At 71.7% G+C, this 21,679-nt stretch carries 13 protein-coding genes and 2 pseudogenes; 5 read left to right on the top strand and 10 right to left on the bottom strand.

Features of this window, described 5'->3' with window-relative positions; genetic code table 11:
- Positions 1 to 388: 388 nt before the first annotated feature.
- On the top strand, positions 389 to 2,290 hold the full coding sequence (locus tag AAH991_RS30155; protein ID WP_346229306.1) for a bifunctional copper resistance protein CopD/cytochrome c oxidase assembly protein: 1,902 nt from the start codon (positions 389 to 391) through the stop codon (positions 2,288 to 2,290).
- Here AAH991_RS30155 and AAH991_RS30150 read toward each other — a convergent pair.
- A complete protein-coding gene (locus AAH991_RS30150; protein ID WP_346229305.1) occupies positions 2,250 to 3,260 on the bottom strand; it encodes a LacI family DNA-binding transcriptional regulator in 1,011 nt (336 codons plus the stop codon). The two genes, AAH991_RS30155 and AAH991_RS30150, sit on opposite strands and share 41 nt — an antisense overlap.
- 220 nt (positions 3,261 to 3,480) lie before the next feature.
- Here AAH991_RS30150 and AAH991_RS30145 point away from each other — a divergent pair, with 220 nt between their 5' ends.
- Positions 3,481 to 5,118 (top strand): GH39 family glycosyl hydrolase, encoded by a 1,638-nt coding sequence (locus AAH991_RS30145; RefSeq protein WP_346229304.1) that lies wholly within the window; start codon positions 3,481 to 3,483, stop codon positions 5,116 to 5,118.
- 105 nt (positions 5,119 to 5,223) lie between these two features.
- Here the strand turns inward: AAH991_RS30145 and AAH991_RS30140 are convergent, their stop codons facing one another.
- On the bottom strand, positions 5,224 to 6,942 hold the full coding sequence (locus AAH991_RS30140; protein ID WP_346229303.1) for a DEAD/DEAH box helicase: 1,719 nt from the start codon (positions 6,940 to 6,942) through the stop codon (positions 5,224 to 5,226).
- Between the two features lie 245 nt (positions 6,943 to 7,187).
- Between AAH991_RS30140 and AAH991_RS30135 the strand changes: the two genes are divergently transcribed.
- Positions 7,188 to 8,375: a monooxygenase gene (locus AAH991_RS30135; RefSeq protein WP_346229302.1), complete on the top strand. Its 1,188-nt coding sequence runs from the start codon at positions 7,188 to 7,190 to the stop codon at positions 8,373 to 8,375.
- Between the two features lie 20 nt (positions 8,376 to 8,395).
- Positions 8,396 to 9,583, top strand: coding sequence for an MFS transporter (locus AAH991_RS30130; RefSeq protein ID WP_428834052.1), 1,188 nt, complete (start codon positions 8,396 to 8,398; stop codon positions 9,581 to 9,583).
- 54 nt (positions 9,584 to 9,637) lie between these two features.
- On the opposite strand, the pseudogene AAH991_RS30125 reads toward AAH991_RS30130, so the two are convergent.
- From AAH991_RS30125 to AAH991_RS30095, 7 genes and pseudogenes are all read right to left on the bottom strand, one after another.
- Positions 9,638 to 10,846, bottom strand: a pseudogene (locus AAH991_RS30125) (acyltransferase family protein); the annotation flags it as partial.
- 114 nt (positions 10,847 to 10,960) lie between these two features.
- Positions 10,961 to 13,636 carry a glycoside hydrolase family 3 N-terminal domain-containing protein gene (locus AAH991_RS30120; RefSeq protein WP_346229300.1) on the bottom strand — a complete coding sequence of 892 codons (2,676 nt, stop codon included), beginning with the start codon at positions 13,634 to 13,636 and terminating at the stop codon, positions 10,961 to 10,963.
- 498 nt (positions 13,637 to 14,134) lie between these two features.
- Positions 14,135 to 14,974: a sugar phosphate isomerase/epimerase family protein gene (locus AAH991_RS30115; protein WP_346229299.1), complete on the bottom strand. Its 840-nt coding sequence runs from the start codon at positions 14,972 to 14,974 to the stop codon at positions 14,135 to 14,137.
- Entirely contained in the window at positions 14,971 to 16,203 is a 1,233-nt protein-coding gene (locus AAH991_RS30110) for an ABC transporter substrate-binding protein (protein ID WP_346229298.1), read from the bottom strand. The genes AAH991_RS30115 and AAH991_RS30110 overlap by 4 nt, the downstream gene beginning before the upstream one ends.
- Positions 16,161 to 17,131, bottom strand: a pseudogene (locus AAH991_RS30105) (ABC transporter permease). Before AAH991_RS30105 ends, AAH991_RS30110 begins: the two are co-directional and overlap by 43 nt.
- Positions 17,128 to 18,126 (bottom strand): ABC transporter permease, encoded by a 999-nt coding sequence (locus AAH991_RS30100; protein ID WP_346229296.1) that lies wholly within the window; start codon positions 18,124 to 18,126, stop codon positions 17,128 to 17,130. The pseudogene AAH991_RS30105 and the gene AAH991_RS30100 overlap by 4 nt, the downstream one beginning before the upstream one ends.
- Entirely contained in the window at positions 18,123 to 19,568 is a 1,446-nt protein-coding gene (locus tag AAH991_RS30095; protein ID WP_346229295.1) for a sugar ABC transporter ATP-binding protein, read from the bottom strand. The genes AAH991_RS30100 and AAH991_RS30095 overlap by 4 nt, the downstream gene beginning before the upstream one ends.
- A gap of 318 nt (positions 19,569 to 19,886) precedes the next feature.
- On the opposite strand from AAH991_RS30095, the gene AAH991_RS30090 reads away from it, so the two are divergent.
- On the top strand, positions 19,887 to 21,050 hold the full coding sequence (locus tag AAH991_RS30090; protein WP_428834054.1) for an ROK family protein: 1,164 nt from the start codon (positions 19,887 to 19,889) through the stop codon (positions 21,048 to 21,050).
- 201 nt (positions 21,051 to 21,251) lie between these two features.
- On the opposite strand, the gene AAH991_RS30085 is transcribed toward AAH991_RS30090, so the two are convergent.
- A partial coding sequence (locus AAH991_RS30085) for a hypothetical protein (protein ID WP_428834051.1) occupies positions 21,252 to 21,679 on the bottom strand: 428 nt, incomplete at its 5' end.

Genomic DNA, 21,679 nt, shown 5'->3' with positions numbered 1-21,679 from the left:
CGGCGGTCCCGGCCGGGGTCCCTTGACGACACTCGCCGCGTCGTATTTGCTCCGCTACATCAGCGCCTTCGGTCCCCTCAGGGAGAGGAGCACCCCTGCAGTCGATTTGTTAGCGCTAACAATCCGTGTCCGGACGCACCGAGGAAGACCGGCCCTTGTCCCGATCAGCGCGGTGTCTCGCATCCGACCCCGCGAGACCGCGCCCGTCACCCGGGCTTCTCCCCTACGGGCTCACACCTGACGAGAGGAACGAGAGCACCCGAGACGTGACCCTGAACGTCGCCCGGATGCGGGGGCGGCGGCCGATGCTCGCACCCGGCCGCACACCGAAAGGAGCATTTGGGTCATACTCGCACCGATCAACGGTGCCGAGCCGAGGACTCCGACGATGACACACCCCCCGCGCCACCGCCGCGTGGTCGATCCCGCCGTCGCCGCGACGGCGTTCGCCGTACTGGCGCTCGCCCTGTGGTTCGGCGGCGGCAGGCCGCGACCGGCGATCCAGGGGCTGCCCTCCCCCGGCGCCCTGACCACGTGGGGTCTGCCGGTCGTGCGCCTCGTGCACGACGCCTGCGCCGTCGCCACGGTCGGGGTCCTGCTGGCCGCCGTCGTCCTCGCCCCCGCGAGCGGCAGGGCCGTCATGCGGTCGGCCGGGGCCTGGGCGCTCGGCTGGGCGGCGAGCGCGGCGGTCACCGAGGTCCTGACGCTGTCGGACTTCCTCGGGCTGCCCCCGGGCGACGCGCTGCGCTCCGGCGCGCTGTCCGCCTTCCTCTTCTACATCCCGCAGGGACAGGCGTTCCTGACGGTGACGGTCGCGGCCCTGATGGTCGCCGCCGGGTCGCTCCTGCCGCACGGGCCCCGGCACCGGTCCGCACTGGTGCGGCCCGCGCTGCTCGCGGTGGCGGTGCTCGCGGTGCTGCCCCCGGCGTACGTGGGCCACTCGGCCTCGGCCGCCGACCACAACCTCGCCGTCCTCAGCCTGATGGCGCACGTCGCGGCCGTCGCGCTGTGGGTCGGCGGCCTGTACGCCCTCGTGGCGCACCTGCGCGCCGCGCCCGGGCTCACCGTCGCCGTGCGCCGCTTCAGCACGCTCGCGCTGGGCTGCTTCGCCGCCGTCGGGACGTCCGGCGCGCTCAACGCCTGGGTCAGGCTCGGCTCGCTGCCCCTGCTGTGGCAGTCGAGGTACGGCCTGCTCGTGCTGGCCAAGGTCGCCGCGCTGGCCGTGCTCTGCTGGTTCGGGTGGCGGCACCGGCGCAGGACCATCGGGGCGATGGAGTCCGGCGTGGCCCGCGCGCCGTTCCTCCGCCTCGCCTGCGGCGAGATCGCGGTGATGGCCGGCACCCTGGGCCTGGCCGTGGCGCTGGGCCGCACGCCCCCGCCGCCCACGGAGGCGGCCGCGCACCAGCACGACGCGCTGGGATACGCCCTGCCCGCGCTCACGCCGGGCACGCTCGCCACCGAGGTGCGGCCCGACCCGATCGCGCTGCTCCTGCTGGCCGCGGCCCTCGCCGCGTACCTGGCCGGCGTGCGGCGGCTGTCGCGCGCCGCGTCGCCGGGCGACGGCGAGAGATGGCCGGCCGGACGCACCGCGTCCTGGGTCGCCGGCCTGGTCGTGCTCGGCTACGCCACGTCGGGAGGGGTGGCGGCCTACGCGCCCGCGGTGTTCTCCGCGCACGCGGCGCAGTACGCGCTGCTCGGCGCCGTGGGGCCCGTCCTGCTCGTCTTCGGAGCCCCGGTGACACTGTGGCGGCGCGCTCACCCGGGGTCCGAGCCCTTCGCCGGCCCGGCCGGCCGTGCGCTGTCCCACCCGGTGACCGTCCTGGCGCTGTACGCGCTGCCGTACCCGGTGCTGTACCTGACGGGCCTGTTCGGCCACGCTCAGCCGAGCCTCGCCCTGCGGCTGGCCGCGCAGGCGGTGGTGACGGTCACCGCCGTGCTCTTCCTCACGGTGGCGGCCGGTGTGGACCCGCTTCCGCACGCGATCCGGCCGCAGGTCCGCGCCTGGATACTCACGGGGGCGATCGCCGTACGCGCGTGGACGGGGCTGGCGGTGCTCGCGGGGCCGCCGCAGGCGCCGGAATGGTACGCGGCGCTGGAACTGCCGTGGGCGCCGGATCGCGCGGCCGACCAGCAGCTGGGGGCGTTGCTCGGCACGGGCGCGACCGTCGCCGTCCTCGCGGGCCTGCTCGCGCTGCTGCTCGTCCGGCAGCGCGCGGCGCGGGCCGGCGCGGTGTCCGGGCCCGGGCGGATCAGGCAGACGGGACGGGGCCCGTCGAGTCGCGGACGCTGAGGGTCGTCGCCAGCTGGAGGTGCCGGGAGGCGGGCTGGACGCCGTCCGCCATGCCGAGGACGGTCTCGACGGCCATCCGGCCCATGCCGACGAGAGGCTGCCGGACGGAGGTGAGCCGGGGTGTGGTCCACTCGGTCTGCGGGGTGTCGTCGAACCCGGTGACCGACAGCTCCCCCGGGACCGTGATGTGCAGTTCCTTGGCCGCGGCGAGGACGCCGACGGCGATCTCGTCGTTGCCGGCGACGATCGCGGTCGGCCGCTCGGCGAGCGCGAGGATGTCACGGCCGTGCCGCAGGCCCGCCTCGACGGAGAACGCCTCGTGGCGGATCAGCGCGCGGTCCGGTGTGAGGCCGGCCGAGTCGAGTGCGGCCTGGTACCCGTGGAAGCGTTCCACCGAGGGGGCGGAGCCCGGCGGGCCGCCGATCCAGGCGATCCTGCGATGGCCGAGCTGGATGACGTGCTCGGTCGCCGAGCGACCGCCCGCCCAGTTGGTGGAGCCGATGCTGACGACGCGTGATTCGGTCGTGTCGATCGGGTCGATCGACACGACGGGCACCTCGAGATCCTCCGCGGCGAGGAGCACCGCGTCGGGCACGGCGACGGCGAGCGCGACGAGACCGGCGACGCCGGACTCCTTCTGCTCCTCCATCCATCCACGGGCCGCCGTACGGCTCGTGCTGATCGGCTCGCCGGGGGGCAGGCGGAGGAGGAGCTCGGCCCGCGCGGAGGTCGCGGCCACGAGTATCCCCTTGAGCACCGTCCCGGCGTAACGGGACTCCACGAAGTCGAGCATGGTGACGAGGGCCCGGTCCCGTGCCCGCTCGTGCCGCGCCGCGGTCGGCTTGTAGCCGATCTCGGCCATGACCGCGAGGACGCGCTCGCGCGTGTTCGGCCCCACGTCGCTGCGCCCGTTGAGGACCTTCGACGCGGTCGTCGGCGAGACGCCGGCCAGTCGGGCGACATCCGCCAAGGTGGCTCGCTCGGAACGACCTCGCCGCACCATCAGGGCTCCTTCCGGGTTTCGAAATTGTTTCGAATTTACCATGGGCGATTTTTCGCCGCCCGCTCCGCGGCATTCGCCCACGCCCACCCGTTGACACTGCGCACGTACGCTCTTAGCGTCCTGAGCACATCGAATCAGTTGCGAAAGTTTTTCGGAGCAGCATGCCTGCGAAGCCGGAAGTGAGATCATGACGAGTGACGGCGTGTCCGGCCACCGGTTGCGGATCGACGGAGAACCGTGCGACGAGAGTCCGTTCCCGCACGTCTGGGCCAGGTGCGTCGGCGCCGGGCGGGCGAACGAGGCGCTGCGTGCGGACTGGCAGCAGCAGTTCGCCGAGGCCGTGGCCGCGTGCGGGTTCCGGTACGTCCGTTTCCACGGCGTCTTCCACGACGACATGTTCGTGTACCGGGAGAGCTACGGCGGTGGTTTCGGCCCTGACGCACCCCTCGCCTCGCCCGTGTACACGTTCAGCTACGTGGACAAGGTGTTCGACTTCATCCTCGACCACGGTGTCCGTCCGTTCGTCGAGCTCGGCTTCATGCCGCGCGAGCTGGCGACGGAGACCGAGACCGTGTTCTGGTGGGGCGCCCACTGCAGCCCGCCCAAGGACATGGCGCGCTGGGTCGAGCTGGTCACGAGGACGGTCGGGCACTGGATCGACCGGTACGGCCTCGACGAGGTGCGGGAGTGGCGGTTCGAGGTGTGGAACGAGCCGAACCTGGTTCCCCACTTCTGGACCGGGACGAAGACCGAGTACTTCGAGCTGTACGAGCAGACCGTGACGGCGATCAAGAGGATCGACCCCGCGTTGAAGGTGGGCGGGCCCGCGACGAGCGTCTTCGTGCCCGACGACCGCTACAGCGGCGAGGTCGAGGACCGCTCCGCGACCCACGCGACGGCCGCCGCGGCCGACGTGGACGCGCTCGACTGGCGCCCGGTCTGGATCGAGGACTTCCTCACCTGGTGCGCCAAGCGCGACCTCCCGGTCGACTTCGTCTCGACCCACACCTACCCCACCGACTTCGCCTTCGCCGCCGACGGCGAGGCGGTGCAGATCACCCGGTACGCCGACGCGACGTTCGACGACCTCACCCTGCTCCGCGAGCTCGTCGAGAACAGCGCCTATCCCGAAGCGGAGATCCACATCACGGAGTGGTCGACGTCGCCGTCATCCCGCGACTTCGTCCACGACACGCCGTCCGCGGCGGCCTACATCACCCGGGCGTACCTGCGGTGCGCCACCCTCGCCGACTCGATCTCCTACTGGACCTTCACCGACGTGTTCGAGGAGGGCGGCGCCGGAATCGGCCCGTTCCACGGCGGGTTCGGCCTGGTGAACGAGTGGGGCGTCCACAAGCCCGCCTTCCACGCGTTCACGATGCTCGCGCGGCTCGGCGACCGGCTGCTCCTCGCGACGCCGACCGGGGTCGTGACCCGGGACAGCCGGACCTCGGCCGTGTCGGCGGTGTTCTTCAACTACCCCGAGGACATGGCCCTGCGGGGTGTCCGGGCGCAGAGCTCGTACGCGGCGGCACGCGCGCTGGCCGAGGTGGGGCCGAGCCGGAGGATCCGCCACTCGATCGGCGGGCTGGAGCCGGGCACCGCGTTCCTCGTCGAGATCGTGGACTGGGAGCACGGGAACGCCGCCGAGGCCTGGTATCGGCTCGGGTCTCCCCTCAACCCGTCCCGGGCCGAGAGCGCGCACCTGCGCGCGGTGGCCGACTCGCTCCTCAGGTTCACGCTGACCGTGCCCGGCACCGGTGTGCTCGACCTCGACGTCGAACTCGCGCCGTGGGCGGTGATGTCGTTGCGGCAGTCGGCCTGACCGCGCATCCGCGCCGGCGCGGCGCCGGAGAACGCGCGACGCCCGAGGACGGCCGTCCGGTGCGGACGGCCGTCGCCCGGGCCGGACGGCGCCCTTCGAGTAGGGTCAGCGACGGCCGCGCGGGGCGTCGTCGCGGTCCCTGCGCACGATCGGCTTCTTGCCCTTGATCGTGGTGCGGCGCAGCGCCGACACCACCTCGTCCACGGCGCCGTCCGGGATCTCGACCAGGGTGAACCGGTCGGCGATCTCGATCGCCCCGATCTCACGCCCGCTGACCCGGGTCTCCCCGGTGATCGCGCCGACGATGTCCTGGGGGCGCACGCCCGCGCTGCGGCCCGCGCCGACGAAGACGCGGCTCATCGCGCCGCCGCCGCGCCGCCCGCGCCGGTCGTCGCGGCCGTGCCTGTCGTCGCGCGGCCCGCGCTCGGGCCGCTGGGCGCGCGGCGCGACCTCGGGGATCTCCTCCTCGTCGGCGGCGGCGCCGGTGGACTCGTGGGCGAGCTTGACCGCCGCGAGCGCGATGGCGACCAGGTCGAACTCGTCGGCGAGCGTCTCGACCACCACGCGGAAGCGGTCGAGGTCGCCGTCCTCCATCAGGCTCTCCTGCAGCGCGGCCCGGGTCAGCTCCAGGCGCCGGGCGCGCAGGTCGGCGACCGTCGGCACCTTCTCGACCGCGATCCTGCTGCGGGTGACGCGCTCGATGGTCTTGAGCATGCGGTGCTCACGCGGCTCGGCGAGCGTGATCGCGACGCCCTCGCGCCCGGCCCGGCCCACCCGGCCGATGCGATGCACGTACGACTCGGGGGCGGACGGGACGTCGTAGTTGATGACGTGGGTGAGCTGCTCGATGTCGAGGCCGCGGGCGGCCACGTCGGTCGCGACGAGCAGGTCGGCGGTCCCGCTGCGCAGCCGGCTCATGACCCGGTCGCGCTGCTCCTGCCCCATGCCGCCGTGCAGGGCCTCGGCGCGGTAACCCCGGCCGTTCATGGTCTCGGTGAGCTGGTCGACCTCCTCCCGGGTGCGGCAGAAGACGATCGCCGCGGTGGGGGCCTCCACGTCGAGCACCCGGCCCAGCGCGGCCGGCTTGTAGGCCCGGGACACGATGTAGGCGCTCTGCCGGATGAGCGGCGCCTCGCCGGCGGCGGGCGCCTCCCGCTCGATCCTGATCCGCACCGGCGTGCGCAGGTGGCGGCGGGCGATCCCGTCGATGCGCGGCGGCATGGTCGCGGAGAACAGCACGGTCTGCCGGTCCTCCGGGGTCTCCTGGAGGATCGCCTCGATGTCGTCGGCGAAGCCCATGTCGAGCATCTCGTCGGCCTCGTCGAGGACGATCATCCGCAGGCCCTTCAGCGGCAGGGTGCCCCTGCCGATGTGGTCGAGCGCCCGTCCCGGCGTGGCGACGACGACGTCCACACCGCGCTCCAGCGCCCGCAACTGCCGCCCGATCGGCTGGCCGCCGTAGATGGGCAGCACCCGCGTGCCGAGGTCGCGGCCGTAGCGGTGCATGGCCTCCGAGACCTGGACGGCCAGCTCACGGGTCGGCACGAGCACGAGCCCGCCGGGCTCGCCGCGTTCGCCGTCCTCCATGCCCAGCGGATGGGCGCCGTGCAGCCGCTGGAGCATGGGCAGGGCGAACGCGGCCGTCTTGCCCGTGCCGGTCGCGGCCTGGCCGAGCAGGTCACGGCCCTCCAGCAACGGCGGGATCGCCTCCCGCTGGATCGGCGTGGGCTCCTCGTAGCCGAGGCCGGACAGGGCCTTGAGGAGCTCGGGAATCAGTGCCAAATCGGCGAATCCGGGTCCCTCGTCGATCTCGTTCACGGCCATGTCCTGCTCCTGGTCCTGCTGCTGGTTTCGCTCCTGGCGGGGCGACTGTGCACTGGACGACCTTACGGTCTTTCCGCCCTTACCCCGAACGCCGCCTCCGGCACTCGGCGCGCTCCTCCCTCTGGCCCTTGCGGCGGATGCCCCTACTGCCGAGGTCGTAGGAGAGGTTTACATCCGAAGTCGGTCGACGTGACCGCCCCGGCAAGGAAGCCTGGAAGGGTCCCCCGACAGCCAGGAGGCGATCCATGCAAGGAAAGGCACGGTTCACCCGGTGGGCGGGCGGCGCCGCCGTCGCGCTCGCCGCCACCCTTCTCGTCGCGTCGTGCGGCGACGCGGCGCCCGGGGCCACCCCCGGCGCCTCCACCGCACCCGCCGCGCACAGCGGTCACGCCGGTCACGGCACGGCCGAGCCGGCCGCGGCGGCGGCGCCGCTGCGGCCGGGCGAGCGGTTCATGACGCTGACGCTCCCGCAGCCCTACCGGCCCTCGGCGCCCTCGGGCGGCACCGACGAATACCGCTGCTTCCTGGTCGACCCCGGGCTCACCGGGTCCGCGTTCCTGACCGGCAGCCAGTTCCTGCCGCAGAACACCGACATCGTGCACCACGCGATCGTCTTCCGGGTCGGGCCCAAGGAGGCGGAGACGGCGCGCAAGGCGGACGCCGCGACGCCGGGCGAGGGCTGGACCTGCTTCGGCGACTCCGGGATCGAGAACGGCGCGTGGGTCGGTTCCTGGGCTCCCGGGGTCGACGAGACGCTGCTGCGGCAGAAGGTCGGCTACCCCCTCCCCGCGGGCAGCCAGATGGTGCTGCAGATCCACTACAACCTGCTGGGCGGCGCCGGCACGGACAGGTCCGGCATCCGGCTCCGGCTCGCCGACGGCGGGAGCGGCCTGGCCCCTCTGGAGACGGGGCTGATCACCGGGCCGATCGAACTGCCCTGCACGGCCGAGGAGTCGGGGCCGTTGTGCGACCGTGAGGCGGCCGTCGAGAACGTGGCCCACCGGTTCGGCGAGCAGGCGCGCCAGATGGTCGACGGCCTGACCCGGATGTGCGGGCAGGGCCGGCCCCCGCAGCCCGGCCCGACGCAGCACTGCGACATGCCCGTGAGAAGGGACGCGACGCTGTACGCCACCGCCGGGCACATGCACCTGCTCGGCCGCTCCATCAAGGTCGACCTCAACCCCGGCGCCCCGGACGCGAAGACCATCCTCGACATCCCCGCGTACAACTTCGACGACCAGGCGATCCGCCCGCTGGCCCGGCCGCTGGAGGTCAAGGCGGGCGACACGCTCCGGGTGACCTGCACGCACGACGCGGGGCTGCGCGCCATGCTGCCCGCGCTGCGCGGGCAGGCGCCCCGGTACGTGGTCTGGGGCGAGGGCACCAGCGACGAGATGTGCCTGGGGCTGCTGGTGTGGTCGCCGAAGGCGTGAACGCGGCATAACGTGTGATCGTGGATCTTCGGGAGCTGAGACGGGCCAGGTTCGCGGTGTCGGCCGTCTTCGCCCTGCACGGGGCGGTCACCGGCGGCTTCGCCTCCCGCATCCCCTGGATCCAGGACCACGTCGGGGCCGGGCCCGGCGCCCTCGGTCTCGCCCTGCTCGCGCCCGCGGCCGGCTCCGTCCTCGCGATGCCGACCGCGGGCCGCATCACGCACCGCTTCGGCGGGCGGGCCGTCACCCGCGTGTCGATCGGCCTGTGGTGCCTGGTCCTCGTCCTGCCCCCGCTGGCCCCGGATCTCCCCTCGCTGTGCGCGGCGCTCCTGCTGTACGGCGCGGTGGCCGGCATGGCCGACGTCGCGATGAACGCCCAGGGGGTGGAGGTCGAGCAGCGGCTCGGCCGGTCGATCATGTCCGGGCTGCACGGGATGTGGAGCGTGGGCACGCTGGCGGGCGGCGCGGTGGGCACGCTGGCCGCGAGCGCGGACGTCGACGCCCGGCTCCATCTGGCCGGGGCGGCGGTCGTGCTGTTCCTCGCGGCCCTGGCCGTGGGGCCGCCGCTGCTCGACGTGCGGGCGGCCGACGACGAGCCCGCCCCGCCCCACTTCGTGCTGCCGCCGCGCGGAGTGCTGCTCATCGGGCTGGTGGGCTTCTGCGCGGTGTTCGGCGAGGCCGCCGCCCAGGACTGGTGCGCGGTCTATCTCCGCCAGGTCGCCGGCGCGTCCCCGGCGGTGGGCGCCGCGGCGTACACCGCCTTCGCCTGCATGATGGCGGCGGGGCGGCTGTGCGGGGACGCGGCGGTGCGGCGGCTGGGACCGGTGGCGACCGTGCGCGGCGGCGCGGCGCTGGCGTCGCTCGGCGGGCTGCTCGTCGTGGTCTCCCGCACCCCGGTGCCGGCGACCGCCGGGTTCATGCTGATCGGTGTGGGGATCGCGGTGGTCATCCCGCTGGTGTTCGCGGCGGCCGGCAACGCCGCGCCCTCACCGAGCGAAGGCGTCGCGGGGGCGGCCACGGTCAGCTACGCGTCGGGCTTCGTCGCGCCGAGCGCGATCGGCGGGATCGCCTCGCTGACCGGTCTGCCCGCCTCGTTCGCGCTGGTCACCGTCCTGCTGCTGGCGGTCCTGCTGGGCGCGGGCAGGCTCGCGCCCTCGGCCGGGCAGGCGCGCCGGGACATCCGGCCGGCTCCGCACAGCGGCCAGTAGCCGGCGGCCCAGGGCCTGGGCAGGGCGTTCGACGAACCGGTGGGTCAGCGCGGAGCAGGCGAGCACCACCGCCAGCAGCAGGGCGGCCATGGCCAGGCGTTCGGCGAGGGCGAACCGGCCCGGGTCCATGGTCAGCCGCCGGAGCACCTGCACGGCGAGCGGATGCAGCAGGTAGACGGAGTAACTGATCAGACCGAGCCACACGAGGGCGCGGGGCATCGGGCGGCGCCGCAGGAGACGGGCGGCCAGGAAGGTCGCCCACGCCGCGGCGACGGCGGTGGACCAGCCCCGGGTGAACGCCAGCGCCTGGTCGCCCGGCATGCCCCAGCCCGGGCCGAAGGCCCATGCGGCGCCCACGGAGGCGACCGGCACGCAGGCCAGCGCCCACCCGCTCGTCCTCCAGCGCAGTTGTCCCCGGTCGAGGCGGTAGAGCACGGTGCCGGCGAACATCGTGGCGACGACGGCGAGACTCTGCCAGGCCCCGATCCGGCTGTTGGCGCCGAGCAGCGCGAGCGCCAGCACGGCCGCGACGGCGGTGCCGCACACGCGCGCCCGCCCGCCGGCCACGAGCGACGCGGCCGCCGCGAGCAGCACCACCGCCGTGATCACCACGATCTGGGCGGTGCCGGCGCCGCGCGACAGCGCGCCCGCCGGAAGCAGGCCGCCCACGGTGACGGCCGCCACGGCGAAGGCGAGCATGCCGGTCGTGCTCGCGCGGTGCACCCCGGCCACGAACATCGCCGTCACGAGCAGGTAGAAGACCATCTCGTACGACAGTGTCCAGAACACGTTGACGACGCCGGGCACCTGGAGGAGGTCCTGCAGCATCGTCAGGTGCGCCAGGACCGCGATGCCCGGGTCGTCCCCCAGCTGACGCGGCAACGGGGAGTACACGCCCCGGGCGGCGAACACCGTCCCGGCCGCCGCCGCGACGAACCACAGCGGATACAGGCGGAAAACCCGGTTGATCCAGAACCCGCCGACACTGCCGCGCCGTTCCAGCGAGACCGGCACCACGTATCCGCTGACGAGGAAGAACACCAGCACGCCGTACTGGCCGAAGTTGAACCACGGGCCCACGCCCGCGCGGACCTCGGGGAACAACGCGTCCAGGCAGTGCTCGAACACCACGACGAGCGCGGCCATGCCGCGCAGCGCGTCCAGCCATCCCTGCCGCGGCGCCGGGGCCGGCGGCCGGGGGCCCGCGGGCGCGGCCTCCTGCCCGGCTTCGCTCCGGCGCTTTTCCACAACATCGACGGACATCCGGTCAGGCTAGTGTGTCAGCCTTGGAGAATCGTGAGTGTCCGCTCGTCCGGAGCGGTGGGAGCGCTCATCGGGACGGCGGGCCGCCCCCGATGAGCGCTTCCTGTCCTACCGCTACGTCAGGTCCGCGCAGTCGCGCGCGTCGGCGTCCTTGCCCGCGCCCGGCACCCACCGGATGTTCGCGAACGACGCGGAGAACGCGCCGTCCGTGTACACGAGGAACGGCGTGTTGACGTTCTCGAAGTCCAGGTTGGGCGCGAAGCAGGACACCGGGATCTTGACGGTCGCCTTGGCGCCCACGGGCAGCCGCTGGAACAGCGACGTCGCCACGACCTCGGCCAAGCACGGGTAGACGCAGTGCGCGCTGACGACCGTGCGGGCCGCGGGCGGCTGATGGACGATCGTGTCGAAGACGAGCGCGGCGTCGGCGTTCAGGTAGCCGCGCAGGTCGCCGCCTCCCGCCGGGTCCTGCATGTAGATCTGCGCCGCCCCGGTGCCGTTCCAGGTCACCTTCAGCCCGTCGCCCTGGACGTCAACGTCCGCCGGGACGACGGCGATCTCCGCGTGCGCCGCCTCGCCGTCCGCGCCGATCTCCGTGCCGCTCCAGTTCTCGGCCGAGCCGATCAGGCTCTTGTACGGCGCGACGTCCTGCCGGTTGTAGATCTCCAGGTCCTCGGTCGCGGTGCCGCCGCCGCCCGTGCCGCCACAACCGAACTCGGGCGAGGTCTCGTCGAGCGTGCCGACCGACCCGGTCTGGCCGTAGCGCAGGCCGTACCCGGCGGGGAAGAGCGGGTCGTAACCCTCCTGCCCGGGATTCAGCGGCGTCTGACAGGCGCTTCCCGGCCACGAGTACGACAGTTCGCCCGTGTAGCCGGGACCGCTCTCGCGGCTCCTGACCAGCAGGTCGGCCACGCCGCCGCCCTCGGTGCCGGGCAGCCAGGCGACCACGAACGCGTCGGAGCGGTTGAGCTCCTTGTTCACGTGCAGCGGACGGCCGGTGACGTACACGGTGACGACCGGCGCGCCCTTGCCGGAGACCTTGTCGAGCACCGCGAGGTCGCCGGGGTAGAGCTTGGCGGCCTCCAGCGAGCGACGCCCGAGGTCGCCCACGCCCTCGGCGTACGGCGTCTCACCGATCACTGCGATCACCGCGTCGTACGCCTTCGGGTCCACGCCGTCGGCGGTCTCGCTGAAGGTCACGTTGCCGGCGCCGAGGACCTCCCGCAGCCCGCCGAGGATGGTCGTGCCGTTCGGGAAGTCGGCGTTGGCGTTGCCGGTCCCCTGCCAGGTGAGGCTCCAGCCGCCGGTCTGGTTCGCCATGCTGTCGGCGCTCTTGCCCACCACCAGCACCTTGGACCGGGGGGAGAGCGGGAGGATCTTGCGGTTGTTCTTCAGCAGGACCTGCGACTCCCGCACGGCCTTCCTGGCCAGCGCCCGCGCCTGGAGGGCCTTCTGCGCGCCCGCACCGGGTCGCGCGGAGGGCTTGGGCGCCTCGAACAGGCCCGCGCGCAGCTTCACCCGGAGGATGCGCGTCACCGCGTCGTCGATGCGGGACATCGGGATCTCCCCCGCCTCGACCTGGGCGACGGTGGTGGAGATGAACGCCTTCCAGTCGTTCGGCACCATGACGACGTCGATCCCGGCGTTGATCGCCCGGGCGCAGCTCGCGTTGGTGCAGCCGGCGACCTGGCCGATGCCGTTCCAGTCGGAGACGACGACGCCGTCGAAGCCCATCTTCTGCTTCAGCACCTCGGTGAGCAGCTTCCTGCTGCCGTGCGCCTTGCCCTCGGTGATGCCGAGATCCTCGTTGGTCCAGCTGTTGAAGGACGCCATGACGGTCTGCGCTCCGGCGGCGAGCGCGCCGTAGTAACCCTGGCCGTGAATGTTGATCATTTCGGCCTCGGACGAGGGGTTGACCCCCTGGTCCTGCCCCTTGAGCGTGCCGCCGTCGCCGATGAAGTGCTTGGCCGTGGCGATGACGCCCCGGCGGCCCAGTCCTCGGGAGTCGCCGCCCTGCAGGCCGCGTACGACCTCGTAGCCGTATGCGCGGGTGATGCGCGGGTCCTCGGAGAAGCCCTCGTACGTGCGGCCCCATCGGTCGTCCCTGACGACGGCGAGGGTCGGCGCGAAGGCCCAGTCCTGCCCGGTCGCCCGGACCTGCGCGGCGGTGGCGGCGCCGATGTCGCGCAGCAGGCAGGGGTCGTGCGCGGCGCCCAGGCCGATGTTGTGCGGGAAGAGCGTCGCGCCGTAGACGTTGTTGTTGCCGTGGACGGCGTCGATGCCCCAGATCACCGGGATCTTGGTGCGGGTGCTCACCGACGCCTGCCAGTAGGCGTCGGCGAGGGCCAGCCAGTCCTGCGGGGAGGCGTGCTTGTCCCGGCCCGGCCAGGACCCGCCGCCGTTGAGCACCGAGCCGATGCCGTACCGGCCGACCTCCTCGGGGGTGATCGCGGCGATCTCCGGCTGGGTCATCTGGCCCACTTTCTCGGCCAGGGTCATCCCCGCGACGATCCTCGCGATGCGCTTCTCGTCGGCCGGGTTCCGCTTGATCTCACTCCTGACCGCCGGCCAGTCGGGCAACGTGGGCAGGCGCTTGTCGATCCGGGCGCAGCCGTGGTCCATGTCCGGCGTGCCTACCACCGGCCGGGCCGGGGGCGTGCCCGGTGACTTTCCCGGCGGCTTCCCGTGCGGCTCGCCGGGGGTCGCCGCCGCGACGGCGCCCGGCAGCAGGGCGAGGCCGGCCAGGGCCGCGAGGACGCGCCGGGGCGATCGGGTGATGACTCTGCGCATGAACGTCCGTTCTCGATGGGCCACGAGGACCAGTTCGGGTGGTACGGGCGTGTTGCGCAGATCGTCACCCCGTACGGCCCATCGGTCAAGAGAGCGCTCTCCAATCCCGGCGGGTCGGACAGAGCGGACGGCATGGAGCGTGGTCAGCTTTGTCGATCACAACCGCGAGTCGGCACGACCCGGACTCTACGCCGGCCGCCGCGAGGGAGACCAGCCATAACCGGACGGCCTCGGCCTGCTCCCGGGGCTCGGCGAACCGCTGCAGCGGCACGCGAGCCCGCGACGGAGGCGGTGACGACTGTCGCGCCTCCTCCCGCCGCGCGCAGCGCGGGCGCCGCCGATGCAGGCGTTGAGCACGACCGCGTCGAGGCGGCCGAACTCCCGCGCCGCGAGCGTGACGGCCCAGCATGACGGCCTGCTGACGGCACACCTGTAGATCGTGATCTCGCCGGGCGCTCCCGCGGTTCCCCGCCATGGCGGGGAACCGCGGGCCGCCGGCTACAGCGACCTGAGGAAGGCCAGACCGTCCACGGCGAGGGAGTCCTGGCTCGGTGCGAGCGGCCGCCAGATGGAGGCCGCGGTGGCGATCGTCTGGTTGTGAGCGGTGAAGGATTCGATGACGAGGGGGCCCGCATAGCCCGCTTCACGCAGGGCCCCGGTGAAGGCGGGCCAGTCGAAGCGGTCGGCGCCTGGTGTCCCCCGATCCGTTCCGCAGACCTGCACATGCGCGATCCGGCCCGCCGCGGCACGTACGGCTTGCGCCGGATCCTTCTCCTCGATGTTCATGTGATAGACGTCGAGCGCCAGGCCGCATCCGTCGGGCAATGCGTCGAGAGCCTGCTCAACGGTGTTGAGCACACTGGTCTCGTAGCGGTTGAGCGGCTCGACCGCGATCGCCACACCGCGCTCGCCGGCGTAGTCGACCACGGGTTCCAGGTTGTTCCGGAGCTCGGTGCAGATCGCCCGGCGCTCGCCGGACGACATCCGCCAGGTCCTGCCGACGGAGGCGTAGGCGGGTCCGCCGATCACCGGGGAGCCCACGGCCACCGCCACGTCCACGCAGTGCCGCAGGTAGTCCTGCGTCTCCTCGACGACCCCGGCCGTGGCCGCCACGAGCTCCCGCCCCGGCGGCATGACCAGCACCACCGATGCCTTCAGCCCGTGTTCGGCCAGCAGTGCCGCGGCCTTGTGAGGATCCCAGTCGCCGGGCCGCTCCACCGGCAGCTCGATCACGTCGAACCCCCAGGCCGCGACCCGGGGCACCAGGGACGCGAGGTCGCCGTCCGTCAGCGGCGACACCCACACCCAGGTGTTCACTCCGAGAGGGAACGCGGTCATCCCTTCTTACCGCCCCACTTCTCGGGGAATCCCGGCATCCCCTCACAGCCGCACAGCGCGTAGTGCAGCGGCGGCATGTTCGGCTGCAGGTACCGGTCGAGGTTCTCCGATGTGATCTTGGGCTGCGGAAGGTTCCACACCTTCGGCACCTCCTCACCCTTGAGGATCTTCAAGGCGGCGATGATCGGTGTGCGCCACTGGTAGGTGGGGTACGTGGGAGCGACGGCGGTCAGGCCGTCGTCCTTCCACTTACGCAGGAAGTCCTGCTGGTCTTCACCGGTCATCGGCGGGACGGGCATGCCGGCGTCCTCGAACGCCTCGGCGACGGCCACGGATGTGGCTCCCGAGTCCATCCAGACGCCGTCGAGCTTGCCGTGCCGCTGGATGTAGTCGTTGACGATGCCCTTGGCCTTGGCCGCGTCGCCATCGGTGAACTCCACACCGACGACCTGGAGGCCGCTGGAGTCGAAGGCGACCTTCGCCGCCGACCAGCGGGTCTCCAGCACATCCACTCCGGGGCTGATGCGCAGCGCCAGGATCTTCCCGCCGGCCGGCACCTTCTCCACGAGGAACTCGGCCGCGTCGGCACCGAACGCGTAGCCGCCGATCGGCTTGATGAACGTCACCGGGCAGTCGGTCTCCACGCCCCGGTCGAAGACGATGACCGGGACCTTCCCGCAGGCGCCCTTGACCGCCGGAGTGAGCGTCGCCGTGGTGTTGGGCGAGACGATCAACGCGTCGCACCCCTTGGCCTGCAGCTCGGCGATGTCGGAGATCTGCTTGTCGTCCTTGCCCTCGGCGTCGAGGGCGGTGAACTCGGAAATCTCCTTGTGCAACGCCACCTCGGCCTGCATGGTCTTCCAGCCGACCTGCCGCCAGGGGTTGTCGACCGCCGCGTTGGAGAAGCACAGGTGGTATGGTCCATCCTTCTTCTTGTACTCGGCGGTGGACACCATCTGGGGCGCGATGGCCTGCTCCCAAGGCTTGTCCGCCGGTCCCTCCGCCGTCTGCGAGCGCATCGCGAGCTGAGCGTCATAGTCCGCCTGGACGAAGAACTTGGACTGCTCGCCGGTCCCCGAGGCCGGCGCCGTCGAATCGGCCGCGGTCGGCGCCGTGTCGGCGGCAGTGTCGGCGGCCGTGGTGGTGCTGGGCTTGTCGCTGGTGCAGCCGCCGACGGCGAGCACCGTCAGAGCCGCAACGGCGAGGATGAGCGGTCTATGAGGCGGCATGGGCGTCTCCTTTTACTTTCAGGGCATCGAGGAAGGGAAGACGGATGGCTCCGGCCGCTACGGCCGCGATGAGGACGACGCCCTGCACAGTGAACTTCAGCGCCCCGGACACGCCGTACAGGTTGAGCAGGGCGAACAAGGCCTCCAGGGTGAACGCTCCGGCCATCGCGGCGACGACCGTGCCGCGACCGCCGCCGAGGACGACGCCGCCCAGGACGACCGCGGTGATCGCTTGGAACTCCAGTCCCTGGCCGACCTGGGCGGACACTCCGGCGAACCCGCCGAGCAGGATTCCGGCCACTGCGGCGGACACGCCGGACAGGGCGAAGGCGATGATCCTCACCCTGGTGACCCGTACGCCGGACAGGGCGGCCGCGCGCTCGTTGTCCCCGACGGCGATGAGTGTCCTGCCGAAGTTCGCCCGCATCAGCAGCACGGCCGCGACGGCGACGACCACGAGGATAATCACGGCCCACCCGGTCTGCCTGCCGAACATGCGGAAGGCTTGGGAGAGCGCGCCGCGCGGTGCGCCCCCCGTCCACAGGAAGACCGCGCCGGACAGCACGAGCATCATGCCGAGCGTGGTGATGAACGACGGCACGCGGAGGAGGGTCGTCACCGCACCGTTGACCAGGCCGACGAACAGGCCGAGAACGATCAGCAGGGCCAGCACCGGCCAGGTCGCCGCGTCGTCCCCGTCGATCAAGCGGGCGGCGACGACCACCTCGACGGTGACCAGCGATCCGACCGACAGGTCGAACTCGCCGGAGACGATCACCAGATACTGCCCTGCGGCGAGGATGACCAGGGGCGCGGCGCGCCTGACGAAGGACAGGAACCCGGCGGGCTCGAGGAAGAACGGGTTGACGATCGCGATGGCGGCCAGCAGCACCGCCAGCACCGCGAGAATCGGCAGCGCGCGTTTCACGTCCGCCTCCTTCCGGCCAGGCCCGTACGCCGGGCGTAGACGGCAACGGCGACGACGATCACCACGCCCCGCACGACGTCCTTGAAGAAGGAGTTCACTTCCAGCTGGTTGAACACGCTGTCCAGGACGGCGAGCAACAGCACGCCGCCCACGGTGCCCGCGACTCCGCCTCTCCCCCCGGCCAGCGCGGTGCCGCCGAGGACGACGGCGGCGATGGACTCGAGGTCGTATCCACCGTCGGTGCCCACGGTCGGGGCTCCGGCGCCGAGCCTGCTGGCCAGCAGCAGTCCCGCGATGCCGGCGCAGAGCGAGCACAGCACGTGCGTGATGATGATCACCCGGTCGGTGCGGATCCCGGACAACCTGGCGACCTCGATGTCACCCCCGACGGCGTACACCCGATAGCCGTATTTGGTCCGTCTGAGCAGGAACCAGGCGACGAGTGCGACCGCGGCCCAGAGCAACGCCGAGACGGGCACGGGGCCCAACCGGTCGTAGCCGAGGTGCTGGAAGGACTCCGGCACCCGGCCGGCCGGGCCGTCGTAGAGGTCGCTCAGGATGCCCTTGATGACCAGTGCGATGCCGAGCGTGGCGATGAACGCGTGCACGCGCAACTTGCTGATCATCAAGCCGTTGACCAGCCCGACCAGTGCGCTCACTCCCACGACGGCGCCGACCGCGAGCACGATGTTGGAGTCCTGGCCCGCCATGGTCACCGCCGCGACCAGCGAGGTGAGGCTGATCAGATAGGCGACCGACAGGTCGAGGGATCCCGCCAGGATGGCCAGCGTCTGCCCTACCGCGACGATCCCGAGCGCCGCCGAGCGCTGCTGCACCCCGACGACGGTCTCCATGGTGAGGAACTGACCACCGTCCACGGCGACCAGCGTCCAGCCCACGAGGATCACGGCGGCCAGTGCCAGGAAGACGACACTCGTCGGGTTCACCAACGCGGCGAACCTGGCCCTGCGATCGGCAAGCACGTTTTGGGTCATGGGGACACCTCGCCCGCGGCCAGGCTCATGATGGCCTCCTCTGAGGAGCCCGCGGGAAGGGTGCCCACGATGCGGCCCTCCCGGAGCACGACGATGCGGTCGCTCATGCCGATCAGCTCGGGCAGCTCGGAGGAGATCATCATGATCGCGACGCCGTCTTCGGCCAGCTCGCGCATCAGGTCGTGGATGGCCGCCTTGGCGCCCACGTCGACCCCACGGGTGGGCTCGTCGAACAGGAGCACTTTCGGTGCGACGGTCATCCACTTGGCGAGCACGACCTTCTGCTGGTTGCCGCCGGACAGATAGCGAACCTCCTGCTCCTCCCGGGGCGGCTTGAGCCGTACACGTTCCAGCATTTCCCGCACCCCGCTGCGGCGAGCACCGCGGCCCATCGCGCGGGTCACGAGAAGGGCGTTGTCGCGCACCGACTGGCGCAGGGCCAGGCCCTCGCTCTTGCGGTCCTCGGTCACCAGGCCGACTCCGGCCCGGATGCCCGCACGGACCGAGTGCGGGCGCACCGGCGTCATCTCGCCCCGGGTGAACGGCTCGGCGCCGAACAGGGCCTTGGCCAGCTCCGACCGGCCGGACCCCTGCAGCCCGGCGACGCCGACGATCTCTCCCGCGTTCAGCTTCAGGTCGATGTCGTGCAGCCGGTCGTTGCCGCCGCCGGTGACCTGGAGCCGCGTCTCCCCGATCGAGGTGGAGCGTGGCGGGAAGTAACCGCTCAGATCGCGCCCGACCATGAGGCGGACCAGATCCTCGGAGGTGACGTCCTCGGTGGCGACCGTGGTGACCAGCTTGCCGTCCTTGATGACCGTCACGTGATCGCTGAGGTCGAACACCTCGCGCAGCCGGTGAGAGATGTAGAGCACGGCGATGCCTCGCTCCTGCAATCGCCGCACCAGCCGGTAGAGCAGCTCGACCTCGTGCTCGGCGAGCGCGGCGGTGGGTTCGTCCATCACGACGATCCGGGCATTGAGCGACAGCGCCTTGACGATCTCCACGACCTGCTGCTGAGCGACCGACAGGCGCTTGACCAGCTGTCGGGGGCCGAAGGAGTCCTCACCCAGTTCGGCGAGCAGCCGGGCGGTCGCGGTGTCCATCGCGGTCCGGTCGACCAGGCCGCGCCGTATCGGTTCCCTGCCGAGGAAGACGTTCTCGGACACGGTCCGCTCGGGCAGCAGGTTGAACTCCTGGTAGATGATCGCCACGCCGGCGCGCTGGGCGTCCAGCGGATGGCCGAACGCTACGCGCCGGCCGTCGATCTCGATCGTTCCCTCGTCGTGCGCGTGCACTCCGGCGAGGATCTTCATGAGCGTGGACTTGCCCGCTCCGTTCTCCCCCACGATCGCGTGGACCTCGCCCGCCGCGACCGCGAGGTCCACGCCGGATAACACCCGCACGCCGAAGAAGCTCTTGCCGATGCCCGTCATGGTCAGCATCGGGTCTACTCCGCCGCGGGAACGGAAGAGAGAAAGGCCGCGCGGATTCGCGTGGCACGGTCACCCATAGGGGCGAAGTAAGTAAGTGCCCGGCCAATGCCGTACTGCTGGGCTCTCTGGATTCTCGGCTCGGGCACGCCGTTGACACAATTCATAAACTCGCTCCCGACCGGCACCCGGTCTGCTGTCGGAACTTTAGGTGTGCCGCTACATATCGCCGTGAGCGTATACACGACTTATGACTTCGGTCAAGCAAAAGGCGGCGTAGTGTAAGACATAAGGAAACGTCGAGCAGAAGGAGTGCCAGTGGCTCAGGGCATGCCCGGTGGGACCGGAGCGGGAGCACTACTCTCGATCCTGCGCGACGGGCGGGCGCGTACCCGCGCCGAGCTGGTCCAGCTCACCGGTCTGTCACGGAGCGCGGTGTCCCAGCGGATCGACGCTCTGCTGCACCAGCGCCTGATCCTGCCCGCCGAGGAGACGACTCCGTCGGGCGGCAGGCCCGCCACCGCCTTCTCCTTCAACCGTGAGGCCCGCGTGGTGCTCGCCGCCGACCTCGGCGTCACCCACGCCAGGATCGCCGTCAGCGACCTCGGTGGCGCGGTCCTGGCGGAACGTGCCGCCGACCTGCCCATCGACCGCGGACCCGAGCCGACGCTGAGCTGGGTTCTCGACACCTTCCGCGAGTTGCTCGCCGAGTGCGGTCACACTGCGTCGGACGTATGCGGAGCCGGCGTCGGCCTCCCCGGCCCTGTGGACCACGAAAGCGGCACGGCGGTCAACCCTCCGATCATGCCGGGCTGGGACGGCTTCCCCGTACCCGACTGGCTCGGCGAGCGGCTCGGCGCTCCGGTGCTCGTCGACAACGACGTGAACATCATGACGCTGGGCGAGCACTGGGCCGTCTGCCCCGAGGTCGAGCATCTGATCTTCGTCAAGGCGGGCACCGGCATCGGCTGTGGCATCATCGCCGGACGCCGGCTGCATCGCGGCGCCCGGGGCGCCGCAGGGGATATCGGCCACATTCGCATACCCACCATCGACCAGGTGCAATGCCGCTGCGGCTACGTCGGCTGCCTGGAGGCCGTGGCCGGCGGCGCGGCTCTGGTCGCCCGCCTCCGCGACGTGGGGCTCGACGTCGCCGATGGCCGGGACGTCGTCCGCCTGACCAGGGAAGGCAATCCCCTGGCCATCCGCCTTGTCCGGCAGGGCGGCAGAGAGGTCGGCAGCGCGCTCGCCTCGATCGTCAACTTCTTCAACCCGACGCTGATCGTGATCGGCGGCGACCTGGTCGAAGCGGGCGATCACCTTCTGGCAGGCGTCCGCGAAATGATCTACGGCCGCTCGTTGCCACTGGCCACCCAGAGTCTCGGCATCCGTGCCAGCGAGCTCGGTGACCGGGCGGGCGTCACCGGCGCCGCTGTCATGGTCATCGAGCGCATCCTGGCTCCCGAGACCATCGATCGGTCAGTTTCCGCGTAAGTTCTGTCGAATCACGGCATATCTATCCGCCGGTCGTCGCAGAACCTGCTCCTAGCCTCTCAAGCAGGTTCTTCTATTCAGGCCCTTTACAAGCACGACGCGTGCCTCGAAAATGTCGCACCCCGAAAAGCTCTCCAGTCGGTTGGCGGGCCACCCCTTCGGCGAAGGGGGGCCCGTTTCCTTTCTGATCCCGCCGCCGGTTCAGGACTGGTTGAACAGCGAAAGCGTCAGGGTGGAGTGGTATTCGCCGGCGGCGACGTCGACCGGAGTGCGCAGGGCCAGATCGGCGTTGACCTGCGAGGTGCCGATCTCGTCGGCGGAGTCGGCGGTCGAGACCAGCAGCTCCTGGCCCTCCAGACCCACCTCGGGGGCTCCGGAGCCGTCGGAGATGACACTGGAGACCGGCTCACCGGCCGACACCGCGCCGGTGGAGGAGTCGCTCAGCAGACGCGGCTTCCAGCCCAGGAACTCCGGGCCGATGGTCTTGCCCGGGTCGTCGGCCGCGACGAACCGGCCGGCCTGGCCCACGACCGCCCAGTACTCGCCGGCGGGGATCTCCTCCGGCGTGCGGGTGTCGGTCACCGTGACCGTCGGCAGGGTGCCGGTGAACTGACGGGCGGCCGCGTCCG

Origin of the sequence: Microbispora sp. ZYX-F-249 (genome assembly GCF_039649665.1) — a bacterium.
Classification (GTDB): Bacteria; Actinomycetota; Actinomycetes; order Streptosporangiales; family Streptosporangiaceae; genus Microbispora; species Microbispora maris.
The sequence above is the reverse complement of the archived record's forward strand: the minus strand, read 5'-3'. Positions and strand labels throughout refer to the sequence as shown.